Annotated in this window: 12 protein-coding genes; 2 read left to right on the top strand and 10 right to left on the bottom strand. The window is 74.2% G+C overall.

Annotated features, from left to right (window positions below; genetic code table 11):
* Positions 1 to 82: 82 nt before the first annotated feature.
* The 7 genes from ACFYZ3_RS36230 to ACFYZ3_RS36200 all read right to left on the bottom strand — a co-directional run bounded on the left by ACFYZ3_RS36230 (position 83) and on the right by ACFYZ3_RS36200 (position 9,736).
* Positions 83 to 1,042 (bottom strand): threonine/serine dehydratase, encoded by a 960-nt coding sequence (locus ACFYZ3_RS36230; RefSeq protein ID WP_388527028.1) that lies wholly within the window; start codon positions 1,040 to 1,042, stop codon positions 83 to 85.
* A gap of 24 nt (positions 1,043 to 1,066) precedes the next feature.
* Complete coding sequence (locus ACFYZ3_RS36225) at positions 1,067 to 1,744, bottom strand: AIM24 family protein (RefSeq protein WP_388527025.1); 678 nt, start codon at positions 1,742 to 1,744, stop codon at positions 1,067 to 1,069.
* An 11-nt stretch (positions 1,745 to 1,755) separates the two neighbouring features.
* Positions 1,756 to 3,060 (bottom strand): CAP domain-containing protein, encoded by a 1,305-nt coding sequence (locus ACFYZ3_RS36220; protein WP_388527022.1) that lies wholly within the window; start codon positions 3,058 to 3,060, stop codon positions 1,756 to 1,758.
* 90 nt (positions 3,061 to 3,150) lie between these two features.
* Complete coding sequence (locus ACFYZ3_RS36215; protein WP_388527019.1) at positions 3,151 to 6,117, bottom strand: AAA family ATPase; 2,967 nt, start codon at positions 6,115 to 6,117, stop codon at positions 3,151 to 3,153.
* Positions 6,118 to 6,183: 66 nt separating this feature from the next.
* Complete coding sequence (locus ACFYZ3_RS36210; protein ID WP_388527016.1) at positions 6,184 to 6,537, bottom strand: UBP-type zinc finger domain-containing protein; 354 nt, start codon at positions 6,535 to 6,537, stop codon at positions 6,184 to 6,186.
* Positions 6,534 to 8,048 carry an ATP-binding protein gene (locus tag ACFYZ3_RS36205; RefSeq protein ID WP_388527135.1) on the bottom strand — a complete coding sequence of 505 codons (1,515 nt, stop codon included), beginning with the start codon at positions 8,046 to 8,048 and terminating at the stop codon, positions 6,534 to 6,536. The genes ACFYZ3_RS36210 and ACFYZ3_RS36205 overlap by 4 nt, the downstream gene beginning before the upstream one ends.
* 11 nt (positions 8,049 to 8,059) lie before the next feature.
* Complete coding sequence (locus ACFYZ3_RS36200; RefSeq protein WP_388527013.1) at positions 8,060 to 9,736, bottom strand: FAD-dependent oxidoreductase; 1,677 nt, start codon at positions 9,734 to 9,736, stop codon at positions 8,060 to 8,062.
* A gap of 210 nt (positions 9,737 to 9,946) precedes the next feature.
* On the opposite strand from ACFYZ3_RS36200, the gene ACFYZ3_RS36195 reads away from it, so the two are divergent.
* Positions 9,947 to 10,819, top strand: a complete 873-nt coding sequence (locus tag ACFYZ3_RS36195; RefSeq protein WP_388527010.1) for a universal stress protein — start codon at positions 9,947 to 9,949, stop codon at positions 10,817 to 10,819.
* 19 nt (positions 10,820 to 10,838) lie between these two features.
* On the opposite strand, the gene ACFYZ3_RS36190 is transcribed toward ACFYZ3_RS36195, so the two are convergent.
* The 3 genes from ACFYZ3_RS36190 to ACFYZ3_RS36180 all read right to left on the bottom strand — a co-directional run bounded on the left by ACFYZ3_RS36190 (position 10,839) and on the right by ACFYZ3_RS36180 (position 13,536).
* Positions 10,839 to 12,071, bottom strand: coding sequence for a DUF4032 domain-containing protein (locus tag ACFYZ3_RS36190; protein ID WP_109028928.1), 1,233 nt, complete (start codon positions 12,069 to 12,071; stop codon positions 10,839 to 10,841).
* Positions 12,072 to 12,080: 9 nt separating this feature from the next.
* Positions 12,081 to 12,827, bottom strand: coding sequence for an MBL fold metallo-hydrolase (locus tag ACFYZ3_RS36185; RefSeq protein WP_388527007.1), 747 nt, complete (start codon positions 12,825 to 12,827; stop codon positions 12,081 to 12,083).
* A gap of 76 nt (positions 12,828 to 12,903) precedes the next feature.
* Positions 12,904 to 13,536, bottom strand: a complete 633-nt coding sequence (locus tag ACFYZ3_RS36180) for an alpha-ketoglutarate-dependent dioxygenase AlkB (protein WP_388527005.1) — start codon at positions 13,534 to 13,536, stop codon at positions 12,904 to 12,906.
* Positions 13,537 to 13,664: 128 nt separating this feature from the next.
* On the opposite strand from ACFYZ3_RS36180, the gene ACFYZ3_RS36175 reads away from it, so the two are divergent.
* Positions 13,665 to 14,279, top strand: a complete 615-nt coding sequence (locus tag ACFYZ3_RS36175; protein ID WP_388527002.1) for a TetR/AcrR family transcriptional regulator — start codon at positions 13,665 to 13,667, stop codon at positions 14,277 to 14,279.
* Positions 14,280 to 14,286 lie beyond the last annotated feature (7 nt).

The raw sequence follows: 14,286 nt of genomic DNA, 5'->3' as shown, positions 1-14,286 counted from the left end.
TGTTCAGCGATCGCGCGTCCCGGCCCCGTTTCTGACCCTTCTCCAAGAACCGCGGCCCGCCGGGTCCGGGCCCGGCCCGACGTCAGCGCAGGCCGAAACGGTCCGCCCACACCGCCATGTCGCCCACCGTGGCATTGCCACCGCACACCACGAGCCCGATCCGGGCTCCGTCCCCCACGCGCTCCACCACCCGCCGGGCCGCCGGGAGCAGACAGCCGGCGGCCGGCTCGGTCCACACCTTGGCGTGCTCGGCGAGCGCGAGGGAACCCTCGACGGCCTCCCGGTCCGGCACCACGAGCACCTCGCTGACCAGCTCCGCCACATGGTCGTACGTCAGCTGCGAGACGGACGGCGCGCTGAGCGTGGTGACGACCGACGACAGGGGCACCGTGAGCGGCCCGCCCGCCGCGAGCGCCCGCGACATGGCCTCGGCGCCCTCGGTCTCCACACCCCACACCCGCACCCCGGGCCGCAGCGCCCGCAGCGCCGCCGCCACGCCCGCGACGAGCCCCCCGCCGCCGATGCTGACCAGCACGTCGGTGAGGTCGGAGGCGTCCTCGGCGAACTCCAGTCCCACGGTGCCCTGCCCCGCGACCACCACGGGGTCGTCGAAGGGGTGGACCAGGGTCAGCCCCTCCTCCCGGAGCCGGGTGACCAGCGCGAAGGCACTGTCCATGCCGTCGGTGAGCCGCACCAGCGCGCCCGCCTCCTCGGCGATCTCCACGGAACGGGCCGGCGCCGTACGCGGCATGACCACCGTGGCCTTCACGTCCAGGGCGGCGGCCATCACCGCCACCGCGATGCCGTGGTTGCCGCCGCTGACCGCGACGACGCCCGCGGCCCGCTCGGCCTCGGTCAGGGACAGCAGTTTCGCCGTGGCCCCGCGCGCCTTGAAGGAGCCGGTGCGCTGGAGCAGCTCCAGCTTCGCGGTGACCGGCACGCCGAGCAGGGCGGACAGACCCGGGCTCGGCACGGTCGGGGTACGTACGACATGTCCGGCGATCCGCTCGGCGGCGGCTTCGATCTCCGTGATCGCGATCAAGGCAGTCTTCCTTCCGGGGAGGGCTCAGTGCTGCTGCGGCTTCTGCGGGGTCGCCTCGCTCGGCCGTACCACGACGAAGCCCTCGCCCTGGAGCACCAGCTGCACGGCCTCGCCCGAACCGCCGCGCAGCATCGAGCCGATCGACTGCGAACGGTGCAGGGAGGTCGCGAGTCCCGCGGACCAGCCGACGATCGCGTCCGTGTCGACGTGGACCGGGTACTGGTGCGAGACCGGGATGACCAGCGGATTGCCCTCGCACACCAGGCCCAGCCTGCCGTGTCCCGTGAAGACGCTGTTGAACAGTCCGCCCCCGGCGATCCCCGAGCCCTTCACGGTGGAGATGCGGTACGACAACGACGCGTCGAAGCACAGGACGTTGCGGCCGTTGACCGTGAACTCGTCGCCCGGCTCCACCTCGACGACGAAGCAGTTCTGGGCCTCGTTCGCGAACCAGGCCTCGCCCTGTCCGCGCACCGCCATCAGCGGCAGTCCCTCCCCGGTGACCGCGCGCTTGAGCATGCCGCCCACGCCCTGGCCCTTGCGCTCGAACTGGAGACTGCCGCGGTAGGCGATCATCGCGCCCTGCCGGGCGAGCATCTCGCCGTTCACGGCGTAACGGATGCACTTGGAGTTCTCGACGGTCATGCCCGGCGCCGTGGCGGGCTGCACCATGTGCTCGCTGGAAAAGAGGTCACCCTTCATGGGGTCATCCTTCAACCGCCGAAGAGCTGCGTCCAGTACGTGCCCGCCCGGCCGCCGCCCGCCAGACCGACGCCGATGTGGGTGAAGTCGGCCTTGAGGATGTTGGCACGGTGTCCGGGGCTGTTCATCCAGCCCTCCACCACCTCGGCGGGGGAGCGCTGACCACAGGCGATGTTCTCGCCGACCGTGCGCCGGTCCGCGCCCGCGGCGGCCGCCCGGTCCCACGGCTTGCCGCCGTCGGGGTCGGTGTGCGAGTAGAAGTCGCGGGTCACCATGTCCGCGCTGTGTGCCTGTGCCGCGGCGGTCAGCCGGGCGTCGACGGCCAGGGCGGGCAGCCCTGCCCCGGCCCGCTCCCGGTTGGTGAGGCCGACGACCTCCGCCGTCGTGCGGGCCAGGCCGTCCGGGGTGAGCGGCACGGCCCACAGCGCCGTCCAGTACGTGTCGCCCGAGGGCCCGCCGGTGACGTACGCCCACCCGGCGTGCGTGAAGACGGTGTCGTGCAGCGTGCGCCGGGTGCGCTCGGCGCCGAGGCAGTACGCGACGAACTCGGCGGGCGTGCGCGGGCCCGAGACCAGGTGCTCGCCGACGGTGAGATACGCGAACCCGGCCGAGACGACGCGCTGGTGGACCGAGACGCCGTCCCGCGTCTCGACGCTCAGCGTGCCCGCGGCGGCCATGGCGGCGGCGTGCGCGCGGGCCGCCGAGCGGAGCCGGGGGTCGGTCCGTACGGCGGGCGAACCGACGGCGGCACGGGCGGAGTTGACCAGGTCCAGAAACCCGTCGGGGTCGGCATCGGGCGTGGGCGGTTTTGGTGCCGTGTCCGGCGCCGGCGGCGCGTCGTCGGTCACCTCCACGCCGAAGTCCCGGGCCAGACCTGCGAGTCCGTCCGCGTACCCCTGGCCCAGGGCGCGCACCTTCCAGCCCTCGCCGCGCCGGTAGAACTCCACGAGCAGCAGCACCGTCTCCTGCCCGGGACGCGCGGGGGTGAACCGGGCGACCGCCCGGCCGCGGGCGTCGGCGACACGGACCGTGGGGGAGGGGAGCGCGCTCAGCACAGTGCCGGGATCCGACGGACTGACCGCCACCGTCACCCGGGCGGCGCCCGGCCGCAGCCGCGCCGGATCGACGGTGAGCGTGTCGCCCCGCAGCCGCGCGCCGGGTGCCTCGGGCTGGTTGTAGAAGACGAAGTCCTCGTCGCCGCCGACCTTGCCGCCCTCGTCCGTGACGAGCGCCGACACGTCGAAGCCGCCGGGCACCCGTACGCTCACGGGGCCGCCCGGCAGAGGGACGTTGCCCCCGGGAACCAAGTCGCTCATCGTGCCGTCCTGTGTCGTGGTGCGCGCTCCGGGCGTGGCTGTCGGTGCCGGGTCAACGTCCGCCGGACGGCCGGGGTTCCCGGGACCGCCTCAGTGCGGCGACGTCGGCTCCGGGGCGATCAGGCCCTGCCGGTGCGCGACCGCGACCGCCTCCGTACGGCTTGCCGCGTTCAGCTTGGCGAGGATGTTGGACACGTGGACGCTCGCCGTCTTGGCGCTGATGAACAACTCCTCCCCGATCCGGCGGTTGCTGTGCCCCAGCGCGAGCAGCCGCAGGACGTCCTGCTCGCGGGCGGTCAGCACCGCGGCGCCCGCCCCGGCCCGTGCCGGGCCCGCGAGCCGGCCGCGGCGGGCCAGGTCGTCGACGCGTTCGCGCAGCACCGTCGCGCCGAGCCGGTCGGCCTCCCGGCGTACGGTGTCGGTCTCGGCGGCCGCCTCCTCGCGGCGGTCAACCGCCAGCAGGGCGTCGGCCAGCCGCAGCCTGCACCGGGCGCGTTCGTAGGCGTCGCCGTACGTGAAGGCGGCCACCGCCCGCTCCCAGGCGGCCGGGTCCGGCGCGGCGCCGGCGACCCGGGACCACTCCGCCTCGGCGCGCGCCAGCCACGCCTGGCCCTCCGGGCCCTGCGGAACGTCGTCGTACCCGTGCCCGGCGGACCAGCGGGCGTCGGCCAGCAGCTCGGCCGCCGTGTCCGACCAGCGGGCCACCCCGGCGTCGTCCCCGGCCCGGCGCAGCTCGGTCACGGTGTCGGCGACCGCCGACAGCGCGAGGGTGGCAAGGCGCAGGGTCACGGTGGGCCGGGTCCCCGCCTCGGTGAGCGCCTCGACGCTGGAGCGCATCCAGCGCACGGCGTCCTCCGCGTCCCCGCGCAGCGCCGCCGCGTCGGTCAGCACGATCCCCGCGACCATCCGCGCCATCCAGTCGAACGGCCCGTTCAGCAGGGCGCGGGCCCGGTCGGTCACCCCCGAGTCGCCGCGCGCCAGCGCCACGTACAACACCGGCCCGAGGGCGTGACCGTCCAGGGCCGACCGCTCCCCGGCATCCTCGGCGGACTCGCGCAGCACCTCGTCCCAGTGGCCCAGCGTGTACCGCGCCAGCAGCCGCAGATACCGCATCTCCCGCGGATAGGGCGACGACAGCAGCCCGGAACGACGGGCCCGGTCCAGACCCTCCGACGCCCAGGGCAGGCACTCCTCCAGGTCGCCGGACTCGAAGCAGCCGATGGCGAGGTTGAACAGCGCCCGCAGCTCCACGGGCGCGTTGCCCGCACGCCGCGCCAGCCGGCGTGCCTCCAGGAGCCGCTCCCGGCCCTCGGGGGTGGCGCGGTTGCGGCCCTCCAGACTCGTCAGGGAGATCAGCAGATCGGCACGGGCGTCGGTGACCTCCAGCTCCTCGGCGACCCCCAGCGCCCGGCGGGCCACGCGCAGCGCCGTCTCGTTCTCCCCGACCTGGCGGGCCGCCGTCACATGCGTGGCGGCCGCCCACACCCACGTCGACGAGGGGGGTTCGGCGGGGATCAGGCCCAGCGCCTCGCTGCTGTAGGCGTAGGCGGACTCCAGGTTGTCGACGCTCAGCAGATTGTCGGCCAGGGTGTAGCGGACGCGGGCGGCCAGCTCCAGGTCCGCGTCCTGGCCGAGACCGGCCAGCGCGGAGCGGGTGAGGGAGACCGCGCGGTGCAGCTCACCGGCGTGCACGGCGGCCGCGGAGGCGCGCAGGGTGAGCGTCACCGCGTCCGGACCGGTGGGCCGCGCGGTGGCGTCGACCGCGGTCCACAGGTCGAGCGCCGCCTCGACGTGCCGCAGTTCCTCGGCGGGCGCGCCGACCCGCTGGGCGTGGTCGGCGGCCTCCAGGGAGGCGGCGAGCGCCTCGGGCAGGTCGTGGCTCTCGCGGTAGTGGTGCGCACGCTCGGCCGCGCTGTCGGACCGGCGGTCGGGACCGGCGAGGAGCCGGGCGAACGCGCCGTGCAGCCGGGCCCGTTCACCGGGCAGCAGATCGGCGTAGACCGCCTCCCGGGCGAGGGCGTGCCGGAAGGAGCAGGTGTCCCCGTCGCCGGAGACCAGCAACTGCCGCTCCACCGCCTCGCGCAACGCCGACTCCAGCTCCTCCTCGGGCAGCGCGACGGCGTCCCGCAGCAGGTCGTGCCCCACCCGGCGGCCCGCCACGGCGGCGGTGCGCAGCACCTGCTGGGCGGTCTCGGACAGCTGCTCGAACCGGATGAGCAGGACGTCGGCCAGCCCGCTGGGGACGCCCCCGGCCGGCGCGTCCGTGGCGGCGACCAGCTCCTCGGCGTAGAAGGCGTTGCCCTCGGCCCGCTCCACGATCCGGCGCACGGTGCTGTCCGGCAGCCGCCGCTCCCGCAGCGAGCGCACCAGCCGGGCCACGTCGGCGTCCGGCAGCGGCCGCAGCTCCAGCCGCTCAACGCCGGGCAGGCGCACCAGCTCGGCCAGCAGCGGGCGCAGTGGATGGCGGCGGTGCAGGTCGTCCGCCCGATAGGAGGCGAACAGCGCGAGCCGGTGGCCGGGCGCCCCGCCCGCCGGGCGCTGGAGGACGCCCCGGCCGAGCAGGAACCTGAGCAGGTCCCGGGAGGACTGGTCGGCCCAGTGCAGGTCCTCCAGGACCACCAGCAGCGGTGCGACGTCCGCCAGGTCGGTCAGCAGGGCGGCCACGCCCTCGAAGAGCCTGAGCCGTGAGGGCGCGGCGTCGGTCCCGTCGTCCGGGCCGCCGCCGAGCAGCCGGTCGGCCACCGGATGCCCGGCCAGCACGGCGGCGAAGCGCTCGTCGGCGGCGAGCAGGCCCACGATCTCGGTGAACGGCAGATACGGCAGGCCCACGTCGCCCAGGTCCACGCAGTGACCGGTGAGCACGGTCGTCCCGGCCGCGGCGGCCCGCCCGGCGACCTCGTCCAGGGTCCGGGTCTTGCCGACTCCGGCGTCCCCGGCGACGAGGACCGCGCGTCCCTCACCGGCGCGGGCGCGTTCCAGTACGCCGGTGAGACGCGCAAGTTCGTCCTCGCGGCCGACGAGCGGACTGGTGAGTGAGGTGTGCGGCACGCCGCCCATCCTGACACGCGGGCCGGACAGCGGGCTTCCTGGTTTCGGGGCCCGGCCGCCGGGCCCGCCGCCGGGTCAGCGGTGGAGCGTGCTCGCCCAGTCGGCCGGGACCCGGCCCGCCGGGCCGGGGGACGGCTGGTCGGCCGGGTGGCTGCCGGGCGGGGCGAGGTCCGGGCCCGACTCGCGCACCTCGTTGGTCGCGTAGTCCCAGAACCACTCCTCGCCCGGCTCGAAGCTCTGCACCACCGGGTGCCCGGTGGACCGGTAGTGGCCGGTCGCGTGCTGTCCCGGCGAGCTGTCGCAGCAGCCGACGTGGCCGCAGCTCGCACAGCGCCGCAGGTGGAACCACCAGCCGCCGTCCGCGTCGCACTCGGTGCACCCGGTGCCGCTCGGCGGGACGGTGGGATCGATTCCGGTGTCGCTGGTCATACCGGCTCCTCGGTCGGATCGGTCGGATCGGTCGGATCGGTCGGGTCCGTTGGATCGGTCGGGTCGGTCGGATCCGTCGGATCGGTCTGGGCGGGTTCCGCGGCGGTGAGCGGCAGGAGGACCTGGAACCGGGTGTCGCCCGGCACGGACTCGACCTGGAGGCTGCCGTGGTGCTTGTCGACCACGATGCGCCAGGAGATGTCCAGCCCCAGCCCGGTGCCCTCGCCCACCGGCTTGGTGGTGAAGAACGGGTCGAAGATGCGCTCCCTGATCTCCGGCGCGATCCCGGTGCCGGTGTCGCGGAACTCCACCAGCAGCCGGTCGTGGTGCAGGGCCGTCCGCACGGTCAGCGTCCCCTCGCCGCCCGCGTCGTTCACCGCGGCGACGGCGTTGTCGATCAGGTTGGTCCACACCTGGTTCAGCTCCGCCGGATAGGCCGGGACCCGCGGCACCGTGCGTTCGTACTCCTTGACGACCTCGATCCGCGGGCCGATCTTCCCGGAGAGCATCAGCAGCGTGCTGTCGAGCAGTTCGTGCACGTCGACCGTCCGGTAGGGCGCCCGGTCCAGCTGCGCGTACTGCTTGGCGGCGTCCACCAGGTGGGAGATGCGGGCGGTGGAGTCCGCGATCTCGTTCATCAGCAGCTCGGTCTCGACCGTGTAGTTGAGCCAGCCGACCGCTCCCGGCAGGATCTCCTCGTCCACGGCCGCCGCGACCTGCTCCAGCCACTCGGTGTCCAGACCGGCCTGCACGAAGGTCGGCGCGAGCTGCCAGCCGTGCTCGATGCCGTGGTCCTCCAGCCAGTCGCCGAGGTCGTCCTCCCGGTCGGCGGCCTCCAGCGGGCTGAGGGAGGGGGCCTTGGCCACCCGTTCCGCCGTCCGCTCCTGTATCTCGATGAGCCCCGCGAGCGCCTCGCGGGAGAACGGGCCCTCGGCGATCACGGCGAGCTTGTGCCGCATCTTCGCCACCCGCTCCCGCAGGGTCGAGGTGGCCCGCACCGCGGCCGCCGCCGGGTTGTTCAGCTCGTGCGTGAGACCGGCGGACAGCGAGCCAAGCGCCAGCAGCCGTTCGCGCTGCCCGATGGTGCGCTGGGTGTTCTTGGAGCCGAAGAACAGCCCCTCCAGCAGGTGCACCGCCATCGGGAACCACTCCCGCATGACGGCCGCGAACGTGTCCGCCGGAAGCACGAAGAACCGCGTCGGCTCGGTGACCCGCATGGAGTTGTTGTAGACCTGCGGCACCCGGTCGCCGACGTACGCCTGCATCGCGCCCGCGTACACCCCCGGCTGCGAGGTGCGGTTGGTCTCCACGTCGTCCGCGCCGACCCGGCGGGTCAGCACGACCGTCCCCTCCAGCATCACGTAGAAGCAGGTGGCGTCCTCGCCCTCGGTGTACACCGGACCGGGGCCGAACAGCTCCACCCGGCCCTCGGCGCACAGCCGGCCCAGCTGCCCGGGCGTCAGCTTCTCGAACAGGAACAGCTTCCCGATCTCGTCGGGGCTGCACGGCATCGGCCGCCCGCTCACGACTGCTCCAGGTACCGGTGGACGAGCATCACGGCCATGGCTCCCTCTCCTACGGCGGACGCGACCCGCTTGGCGGACTCCGCACGGGCGTCGCCCGCCACGAAGACGCCCGGGACGCTGGTCTCCAGGTGGTACGGCGGCCGGTCCAGCTCCCAGTCGGCCGGTGGCCGCCCGTCGGGGGTGAGGTCGGGCCCGGCGAGGATGAAACCGCGCTCGTCCCGCAGCACCGTGCCGTCCAGCCAGTCGGTGAGCGGCGCCGCGCCGATGAACACGAACAGCCACTGCGCGTCGACGAGTTCCGTGGCGCCGCTGACCGCGTCGCGCAGCGTCAGCCGCTCCAGGTGGCCGTCGCCGTGCGCGCCCTCGACGAGGGTGCCGCAGCGCACCCGGATGTTGGGAGTCTCCTCGATCTGCTGGATCAGGTAGTACGACATCGACGCCTCCAGGGAGCCGCCGCGCACCAGCAGGGTCACCGACTTGGCGCCCCGGGCCAGGTACATCGCCGCCTGCCCGGCCGAGTTGGCGCCGCCCACGATGTACACGTCGTGGCCCTGGCAGGAGGCCGCCTCGGTCAGCGCCGAGCCGTAGAACACCCCGCAGCCGGCCAGGTCCTCGGTGCCCGGCGCGGTCAGCTGCCGGTAGGACACGCCGGTCGCCAGGATGACGCTGTGCGCGGCGATCGCCGAGCCGTCCGAGAACCGGACGACGCGCGCCCCGCCGTTCGCCTCCAGGCCGGTCACCTCGCGGGCGGTGAGGATCTCGGCGCCGAACTTCGCCGCCTGCCGCCGGGCCCGCTCGGTCAGCTGCCCGCCGGACACGCCGTCGGGGAAGCCCAGGTAGTTCTCGATGCGGGAGCTCTGCCCGGCCTGCCCGCCGGTCGCCGACCGCTCCACCAGCACCGTACGCAGCCCCTCCGAGGCCCCGTACACGGCCGCGCCGAGCCCGGCAGGGCCGCCGCCGATCACCACCAGGTCGTAGAAGTCCGCCGTCGGCGTGGTCGCCAGGCCCACCCGGGCGGCCAGCTCGGGCGCCTCCGGCTCGACCAGCGGAGTCCCGTCCGGCGTGATCACCACCGGCAGCCGCTGCCCGTCCTGCCCGGCCGCCGACAGCAGCCGCCGCCCCTCCGGCTCGTCCGAGGAGTACCAGCGGTACGGCACCTGGTTGCGGGCCAGGAACTCCCGCACCTCCGAGGACCGCGCCGACCAGCGGTGCCCGACGACCTTGGTGCTGGGCACCGGACGGTGGTCACCGGTGCGCCAGGCCTGGAGCAGGTCGTCCAGGACCGGATAGAGCTTCTCCTCGGGCGGGTCCCAGGGCTTGAGCAGGTAGTGGTCCAGGTCGACGACGTTGATCGCGTCGATCGCCGCGTTGGTGTCCGCGTACGCCGTCAGCAGCACCCGCCGGGCGCCCGGATACACGTCCAGGGCCTGTTCCAGGAACTCGATGCCGTTCATCTGCGGCATCCGGTAGTCGGCCAGGATCACGGCCACCAGGTCGCCGCGCAGTTTCAGTTCACGCAGTGCGTCGAGCGCCGACTCGCCGGACTCCGCGCGCACGATCCGGTACGTGGCGCCGTAGCGCCGCCGCAGGTCGCGGGCGACGGCGCGGGAGACCCCCGGATCGTCGTCCACGGTCATGATGACGGTCCGTGTCTCCCCGTCGGCCTGTGCCATACGTCCCCCACGTCGAGCGGCCGGATTCACGGCACGGCGTCCCCGTCACCGCACCGGCCTGCGGCCATCGTATGTTCGATCGCGGGTCCTCGCTCGGGCGGCGGGGGCAGGCCGTCGGCGTCCGTCCCCTCCCCCCGCGCGGACGTGCGGACGGCTTGGGGAAGACTGGGCTGCGAGAACGACGTTCCCGCGACCCAGGGAGGGACCCGCATGACGCGCCCGATCACGGCAGGCTCGGACGGTTCGGAGGAGAGCCTGGCCGCACTGGCCTGGGCGGCGAGGGAAGCGGTGCGCCGCGGCGCGCCGCTGCACGTCGTGCACGCCTGGCGTTTCCAGGGGCAGGGCGTGGCCGGGGCGGTGGACCGGGAGACGCAGGAGGGCTGGGCGCGCGACGCCCTCGCCCAGGCGGTCGGGACGGTCACCGAACGGCACCCCGGCCTCACCGTGACCACCGACGTCCGCGAGGGCGACGCCGTCGCGGCCCTGCTCGCCGCCGCGGCCGACGCCGAGACGCTGGTCCTCGGCTCGCGCGGCCACGGCGCGGTGGTCGGCTTCCTGCTCGGCTCGGTCGGCCAGCAGGTGATCGCCGAGGCGACCCGGCCCGTCGTCCTCGTACGGGCCGGTGACGAGGCCGCCGCCGAGGCCGGGGGCCGCGAGGTGGTCGTGGGCCAGCAGGGCGAGCCGGAGGACAGCGCCGACGTCATCGGGTTCGCGTTCGAGGCGGCCGCCGCCCGGGGTGCCACCGTGCGCGCCGTGCGGGCCTGGGCCCTGCCGACGGTCTTCACCTACAGCCCCGGCTCGATGGCCCTCGCGGACGAGGCCGGGGGCCTGGAGCAGTACGAGCGCAAGGCGCTCGGCGAGGCACTCGCACCGTGGCGAGAGCGCTTCCCCGACGTTCCGGTGGTGGAGCACGTGGAGATGGGCAGCGCCGGCCAGGTCCTGCTGTCGGTGTCCGCGAACGCCCAGCTGATGGTGGTCGGGCGCCGCGCCCGCCGTACGGCCGTCGGTGCCCGGATCGGCTCGGTGGCGCACGGAGTGCTGCACCACGCGGAGTGCCCGGTGGCGGTGGTCCCGCACACGTGAGCGGCGGCCGCCGCGCCGCTCAGTCCGCCGTGGGCTGCAGGGTCTCCCGGGCCCTGGGCAGGATGTTGACCAGGTAGTCCTCGACGGCCGTGTCCAGGCCGATGTCGTGCTGGGCCCGCTCGGAGAGGTACCAGCGGTGCTCCAGCAGCTCGTGGTAGATCTCCGCCGGGTCCATCGCACCGCGCAGCTCCACCGGCACGGCGCGCACGGTGGGCCTGAAGACCTCGCGCACCCAGCGGTGCGCGAGGACCTCAGGACGGGCGCCGAGGGGGTCGCCCGGGGCGTAGTCGTCCTGGGTGGCCATCCAGCTCTCCAGGTCGTTCAGCAGCCGCCTGGCCTGGTTCTCCTCGGCGTCCAGGCCGGTCAGGCGCAGCAGCTGGCGCTGGTGGTGGCCGGCGTCGACGACCTTGGGCACGAAGGTGACCGTGTCGCCGTTGGAGGCATGCTCGATCTGCATCTCGGCCACGTCGAAACCGAGGTCGTTCAGGCGCCGGATGCGGCGCTCGATGTAGTGGTACTTGCCCGCCGGATACACGGAGGTACGGGTCAGCTCCTGCCACAGGCTCCGGTAGCGGGCGCAGATCTCGGTGCCGAACTCGACCGGGTCGACCGAGGGGTGCAGCGCCCCCGAGGCCTCCAGGTCGAGCAGTTCACCGCTGATGTTCACCCGGGCGAGGTCGAGGTCGTAGTCGCGCTGCCCGTCGCTGAGCCGCGGGTGCAGGTCGCCGGTCTCGGCATCGACCAGGTAGGCGGCGTAGGCGCCCGCGTCGCGCCGGAAGAGCGTGTTGGACAGCGAGCAGTCCCCCCACGCGAACCCGGCCAGGTGCAGCCGGACCAGCAGCACCGCGAGGGCGTCCATCAGACGGTGCATGGTCGCCGGGCGCAGCGTCGTCTCGAACATCGACCGGTACGGCAGCGAGCCGCCCAGGTGCCGGGTGACCAGCACCGGTTCCAACGCCTCACCGGCGGCGTCGGAGCGGCCGGTGACCACGGCCAGCGCGTCCACCGCCGGGATGGCGAGCCGGTCCAGGTCGCGCAGCAGCTGGTACTCGCGCAGCGCGGGCCGCTCGGCCAGCTCCTTGACGGCGATCACCTCGTCCCCGGCGCGCGCGTAGCGGACCACGTGCCGGGAGATGCCGCGGGGCAGCGGCACGAGGTACTCCTCGGGCCACTGCTCCAGCGGCAGCTGCCAGGGCAGTTCGAGCAGGAGCGCGGGGTGCTCCGGATTGGTGGCGCTGATCTGCAAGGCCATGCCCCGACTCTAGAACGCCCGTTCCCGGGCCCGTGCCGCGGCGTCCTTCACCGGCCCGCGGTGGACCGGACCGTGGCCCGGCAGCAGCACGTCGCCCTCCAGACCTGCGATGACGTCGAGCGAGGCGATCGCGCGCGTCCGGTCGTGGTGGAACAGGTCGGGCAGCAGCTGCGGTCCCTCGATCCGGGAGATGGCATGCCCGCTGACCAGCGCGTCGCCGGAGATCACCACCCCGGCGTCGGGGAGGTGGTAGACGCAGTGGCCGTCGGTGTGCCCGGGGGTGTGCACCGGCACGGGCCGGCCGGGCAGATCGAGGGCGCCGTCCGCCGGGAAGGCCGCGGGCGCGGTCACCGGGTGCTGCTCGGTGCCGCCGGTGCGCAGCACGTGCACCATCCACGGCAGCACGCCCGGCCGCCAGGCGTTGCGCAGCACCGTGCCCACCGACACCTGCTGGAGGAAGTCGCGCCGCGCGTGCGGCACCTCGGCCTCGTGCAGCAGGACCGGGGTGCCGTGGGTGGCACGCAGGTACTCGGCCGAGCCCAGGTGGTCGTTGTGGGCGTGGGTGATCAGCACGGCCGCCACGGCCTCGGGCGAACTCCCGACGGCGGCCAGGGAGTCGAGCAGGGCCCGGCGGTCGCCGGGGTATCCGGTGTCGACGAGGGTCACCGCGTCGCCGTCGGTGAGGACGACCCAGTTGGTGTTGCCGCCGTGCACCAGGTAGGTGCCGTCGGCCACTTGCCGTACGTCCGTGCTCATGGTCTCCCGCGTTCCAGTTCGGTGGTCCCCGCGCGGGACAGCCAACCAGAAACCGGGCGCGGGCGGTTGCCCGGCGTCAGCGCACGCCGTGCGGGCGGAACTGGACGCTGATGCGGGGCCCGGCGGCGCGGGTGCTCTTGGGGACGCAGTGCTCCCAGGTGCGCTGGCAGGAGCCGCCCATCACGATCAGGTCGCCGTGGCCCAGCGGGCGGCGCACGGTCTCGCCGCCCCCGCCCACCGGGCGCAGCAGCAGGTCCCGGGGTGCGCCGACGGAGAGGATCGCGACCATGGTGTCCTGGCGCGCGCCGCGCCCGATCCGGTCGCCGTGCCAGGCGACGCTGTCCCGGCCGTCGCGGTAGTGGCACAGGCCCGCGGTCGTGAACGGCTCGCCCAGTTCCTCGGCGTAGTGGGCCGACAGGGCGTCGCGCGCCTCTGCCAGCAGCGGGTGCGGGAGGGCGTCGCCCGCGCCGTAGAACGCCAGCAGCCGGGGTACGTCGACGACGCGCTCGTACATCTCGCGCCGTTCCGCGCGCCAGGGGACCTCGGCGGCCAGCCGCTCGAACAGCGCGTCGGCGCCGCTCAGCCACCCGGGGAGCAGGTCGATCCAGGCGCCCGGGTCGAGGTGGGTGCGGCGCAGACCGTCGAGGGGGCCCAGCCGGACCTCGTCGGTCTGGTCGAAGAGCGAGCCCTGGAGGTGGTGCGTGGTCATGGGACCAGCGTACTCCTTATTCGAAAATGCGTTCTATCGATGGCGCGGTCCCCGGCCCGCGACCGTCCCTTTCGATACGCCGGTGTATCCGATACATTCCCGTATCGAACCGAGCGAAGGGTCCGGACATGACGGCGAAGGCGACCACCGGGCGGGTGACCAGGCGGCGCGTGCGCACCCGCGCGAACCTCCTGGACGCCGCGTTCGCGGTGTTCGCCGCCAAGGGCTTCGGACGGGTGTCGATCGAGGAGGTCTGCGAGACCGCCGGGTACAGCCGGGGCGCCTTCTACTCCAACTTCGACAGTCTCGACGAGCTGTTCTTCGCCCTCTACGAGCAACGGGCCGATCTGATCGCCGAGCAGGTGACCACCGCCCTCGCCGCCGACGGCCCCGGCCTGGACGTGCCCGCCGCCGTGGAACGCGTCACCGAGGTGCTGCTCCTGGACCGGGACTGGCTCCTGGTGAAGACGGACTTCCTGGTGCACGCCGCCCGCGACCCGGAGGTCGCCCGGACCCTGCTGGAGCACCGGGCCCGGCTCAGGCGGGCCATCGCCGACCGGCTAGCCCGGGCCCGCGGACACACCGCACTGCCCGGCGACGCCGAGGAGGCCGCGCACGCCGTGGTCGCCGCGTACGACGGGGTCACCACCCAACTGCTCCTGGACCGGGACGTCGCGGGCGCCCGGGTCTGGCTGGGACAGCTGCTCACCGCGCTGCTCACCGACGGCAGCACGCGTCACTGACCACAGG

It is taken from the genome of Streptomyces sp. NPDC001599, assembly GCF_042893535.1.
In the GTDB taxonomy this organism is placed as follows: Bacteria; Actinomycetota; Actinomycetes; order Streptomycetales; family Streptomycetaceae; genus Streptomyces.
The sequence above is the reverse complement of the archived record's forward strand: the minus strand, read 5'-3'. Positions and strand labels throughout refer to the sequence as shown.

Excerpts from the sequence above, each read along its gene's own strand:
- ACFYZ3_RS36225 (WP_388527025.1), bottom strand. The coding sequence starts at position 1,744 with ATGAAGGGTGACCTCTTTTCCAGCGAGCACATGGTGCAGCCCGCCACG.
- ACFYZ3_RS36220 (WP_388527022.1), bottom strand. The coding sequence starts at position 3,060 with ATGAGCGACTTGGTTCCCGGGGGCAACGTCCCTCTGCCGGGCGGCCCC.
- ACFYZ3_RS36215 (WP_388527019.1), bottom strand. The coding sequence starts at position 6,117 with ATGGGCGGCGTGCCGCACACCTCACTCACCAGTCCGCTCGTCGGCCGC.
- ACFYZ3_RS36210 (WP_388527016.1), bottom strand. The coding sequence starts at position 6,537 with ATGACCAGCGACACCGGAATCGATCCCACCGTCCCGCCGAGCGGCACC.
- ACFYZ3_RS36205 (WP_388527135.1), bottom strand. The coding sequence starts at position 8,048 with ATGCCGTGCAGCCCCGACGAGATCGGGAAGCTGTTCCTGTTCGAGAAG.
- ACFYZ3_RS36200 (WP_388527013.1), bottom strand. The coding sequence starts at position 9,736 with ATGGCACAGGCCGACGGGGAGACACGGACCGTCATCATGACCGTGGAC.
- ACFYZ3_RS36195 (WP_388527010.1), top strand. The coding sequence starts at position 9,947 with ATGACGCGCCCGATCACGGCAGGCTCGGACGGTTCGGAGGAGAGCCTG.
- ACFYZ3_RS36190 (WP_109028928.1), bottom strand. The coding sequence starts at position 12,071 with ATGGCCTTGCAGATCAGCGCCACCAATCCGGAGCACCCCGCGCTCCTG.
- ACFYZ3_RS36185 (WP_388527007.1), bottom strand. The coding sequence starts at position 12,827 with ATGAGCACGGACGTACGGCAAGTGGCCGACGGCACCTACCTGGTGCAC.
- ACFYZ3_RS36180 (WP_388527005.1), bottom strand. The coding sequence starts at position 13,536 with ATGACCACGCACCACCTCCAGGGCTCGCTCTTCGACCAGACCGACGAG.
- ACFYZ3_RS36175 (WP_388527002.1), top strand. The coding sequence starts at position 13,665 with ATGACGGCGAAGGCGACCACCGGGCGGGTGACCAGGCGGCGCGTGCGC.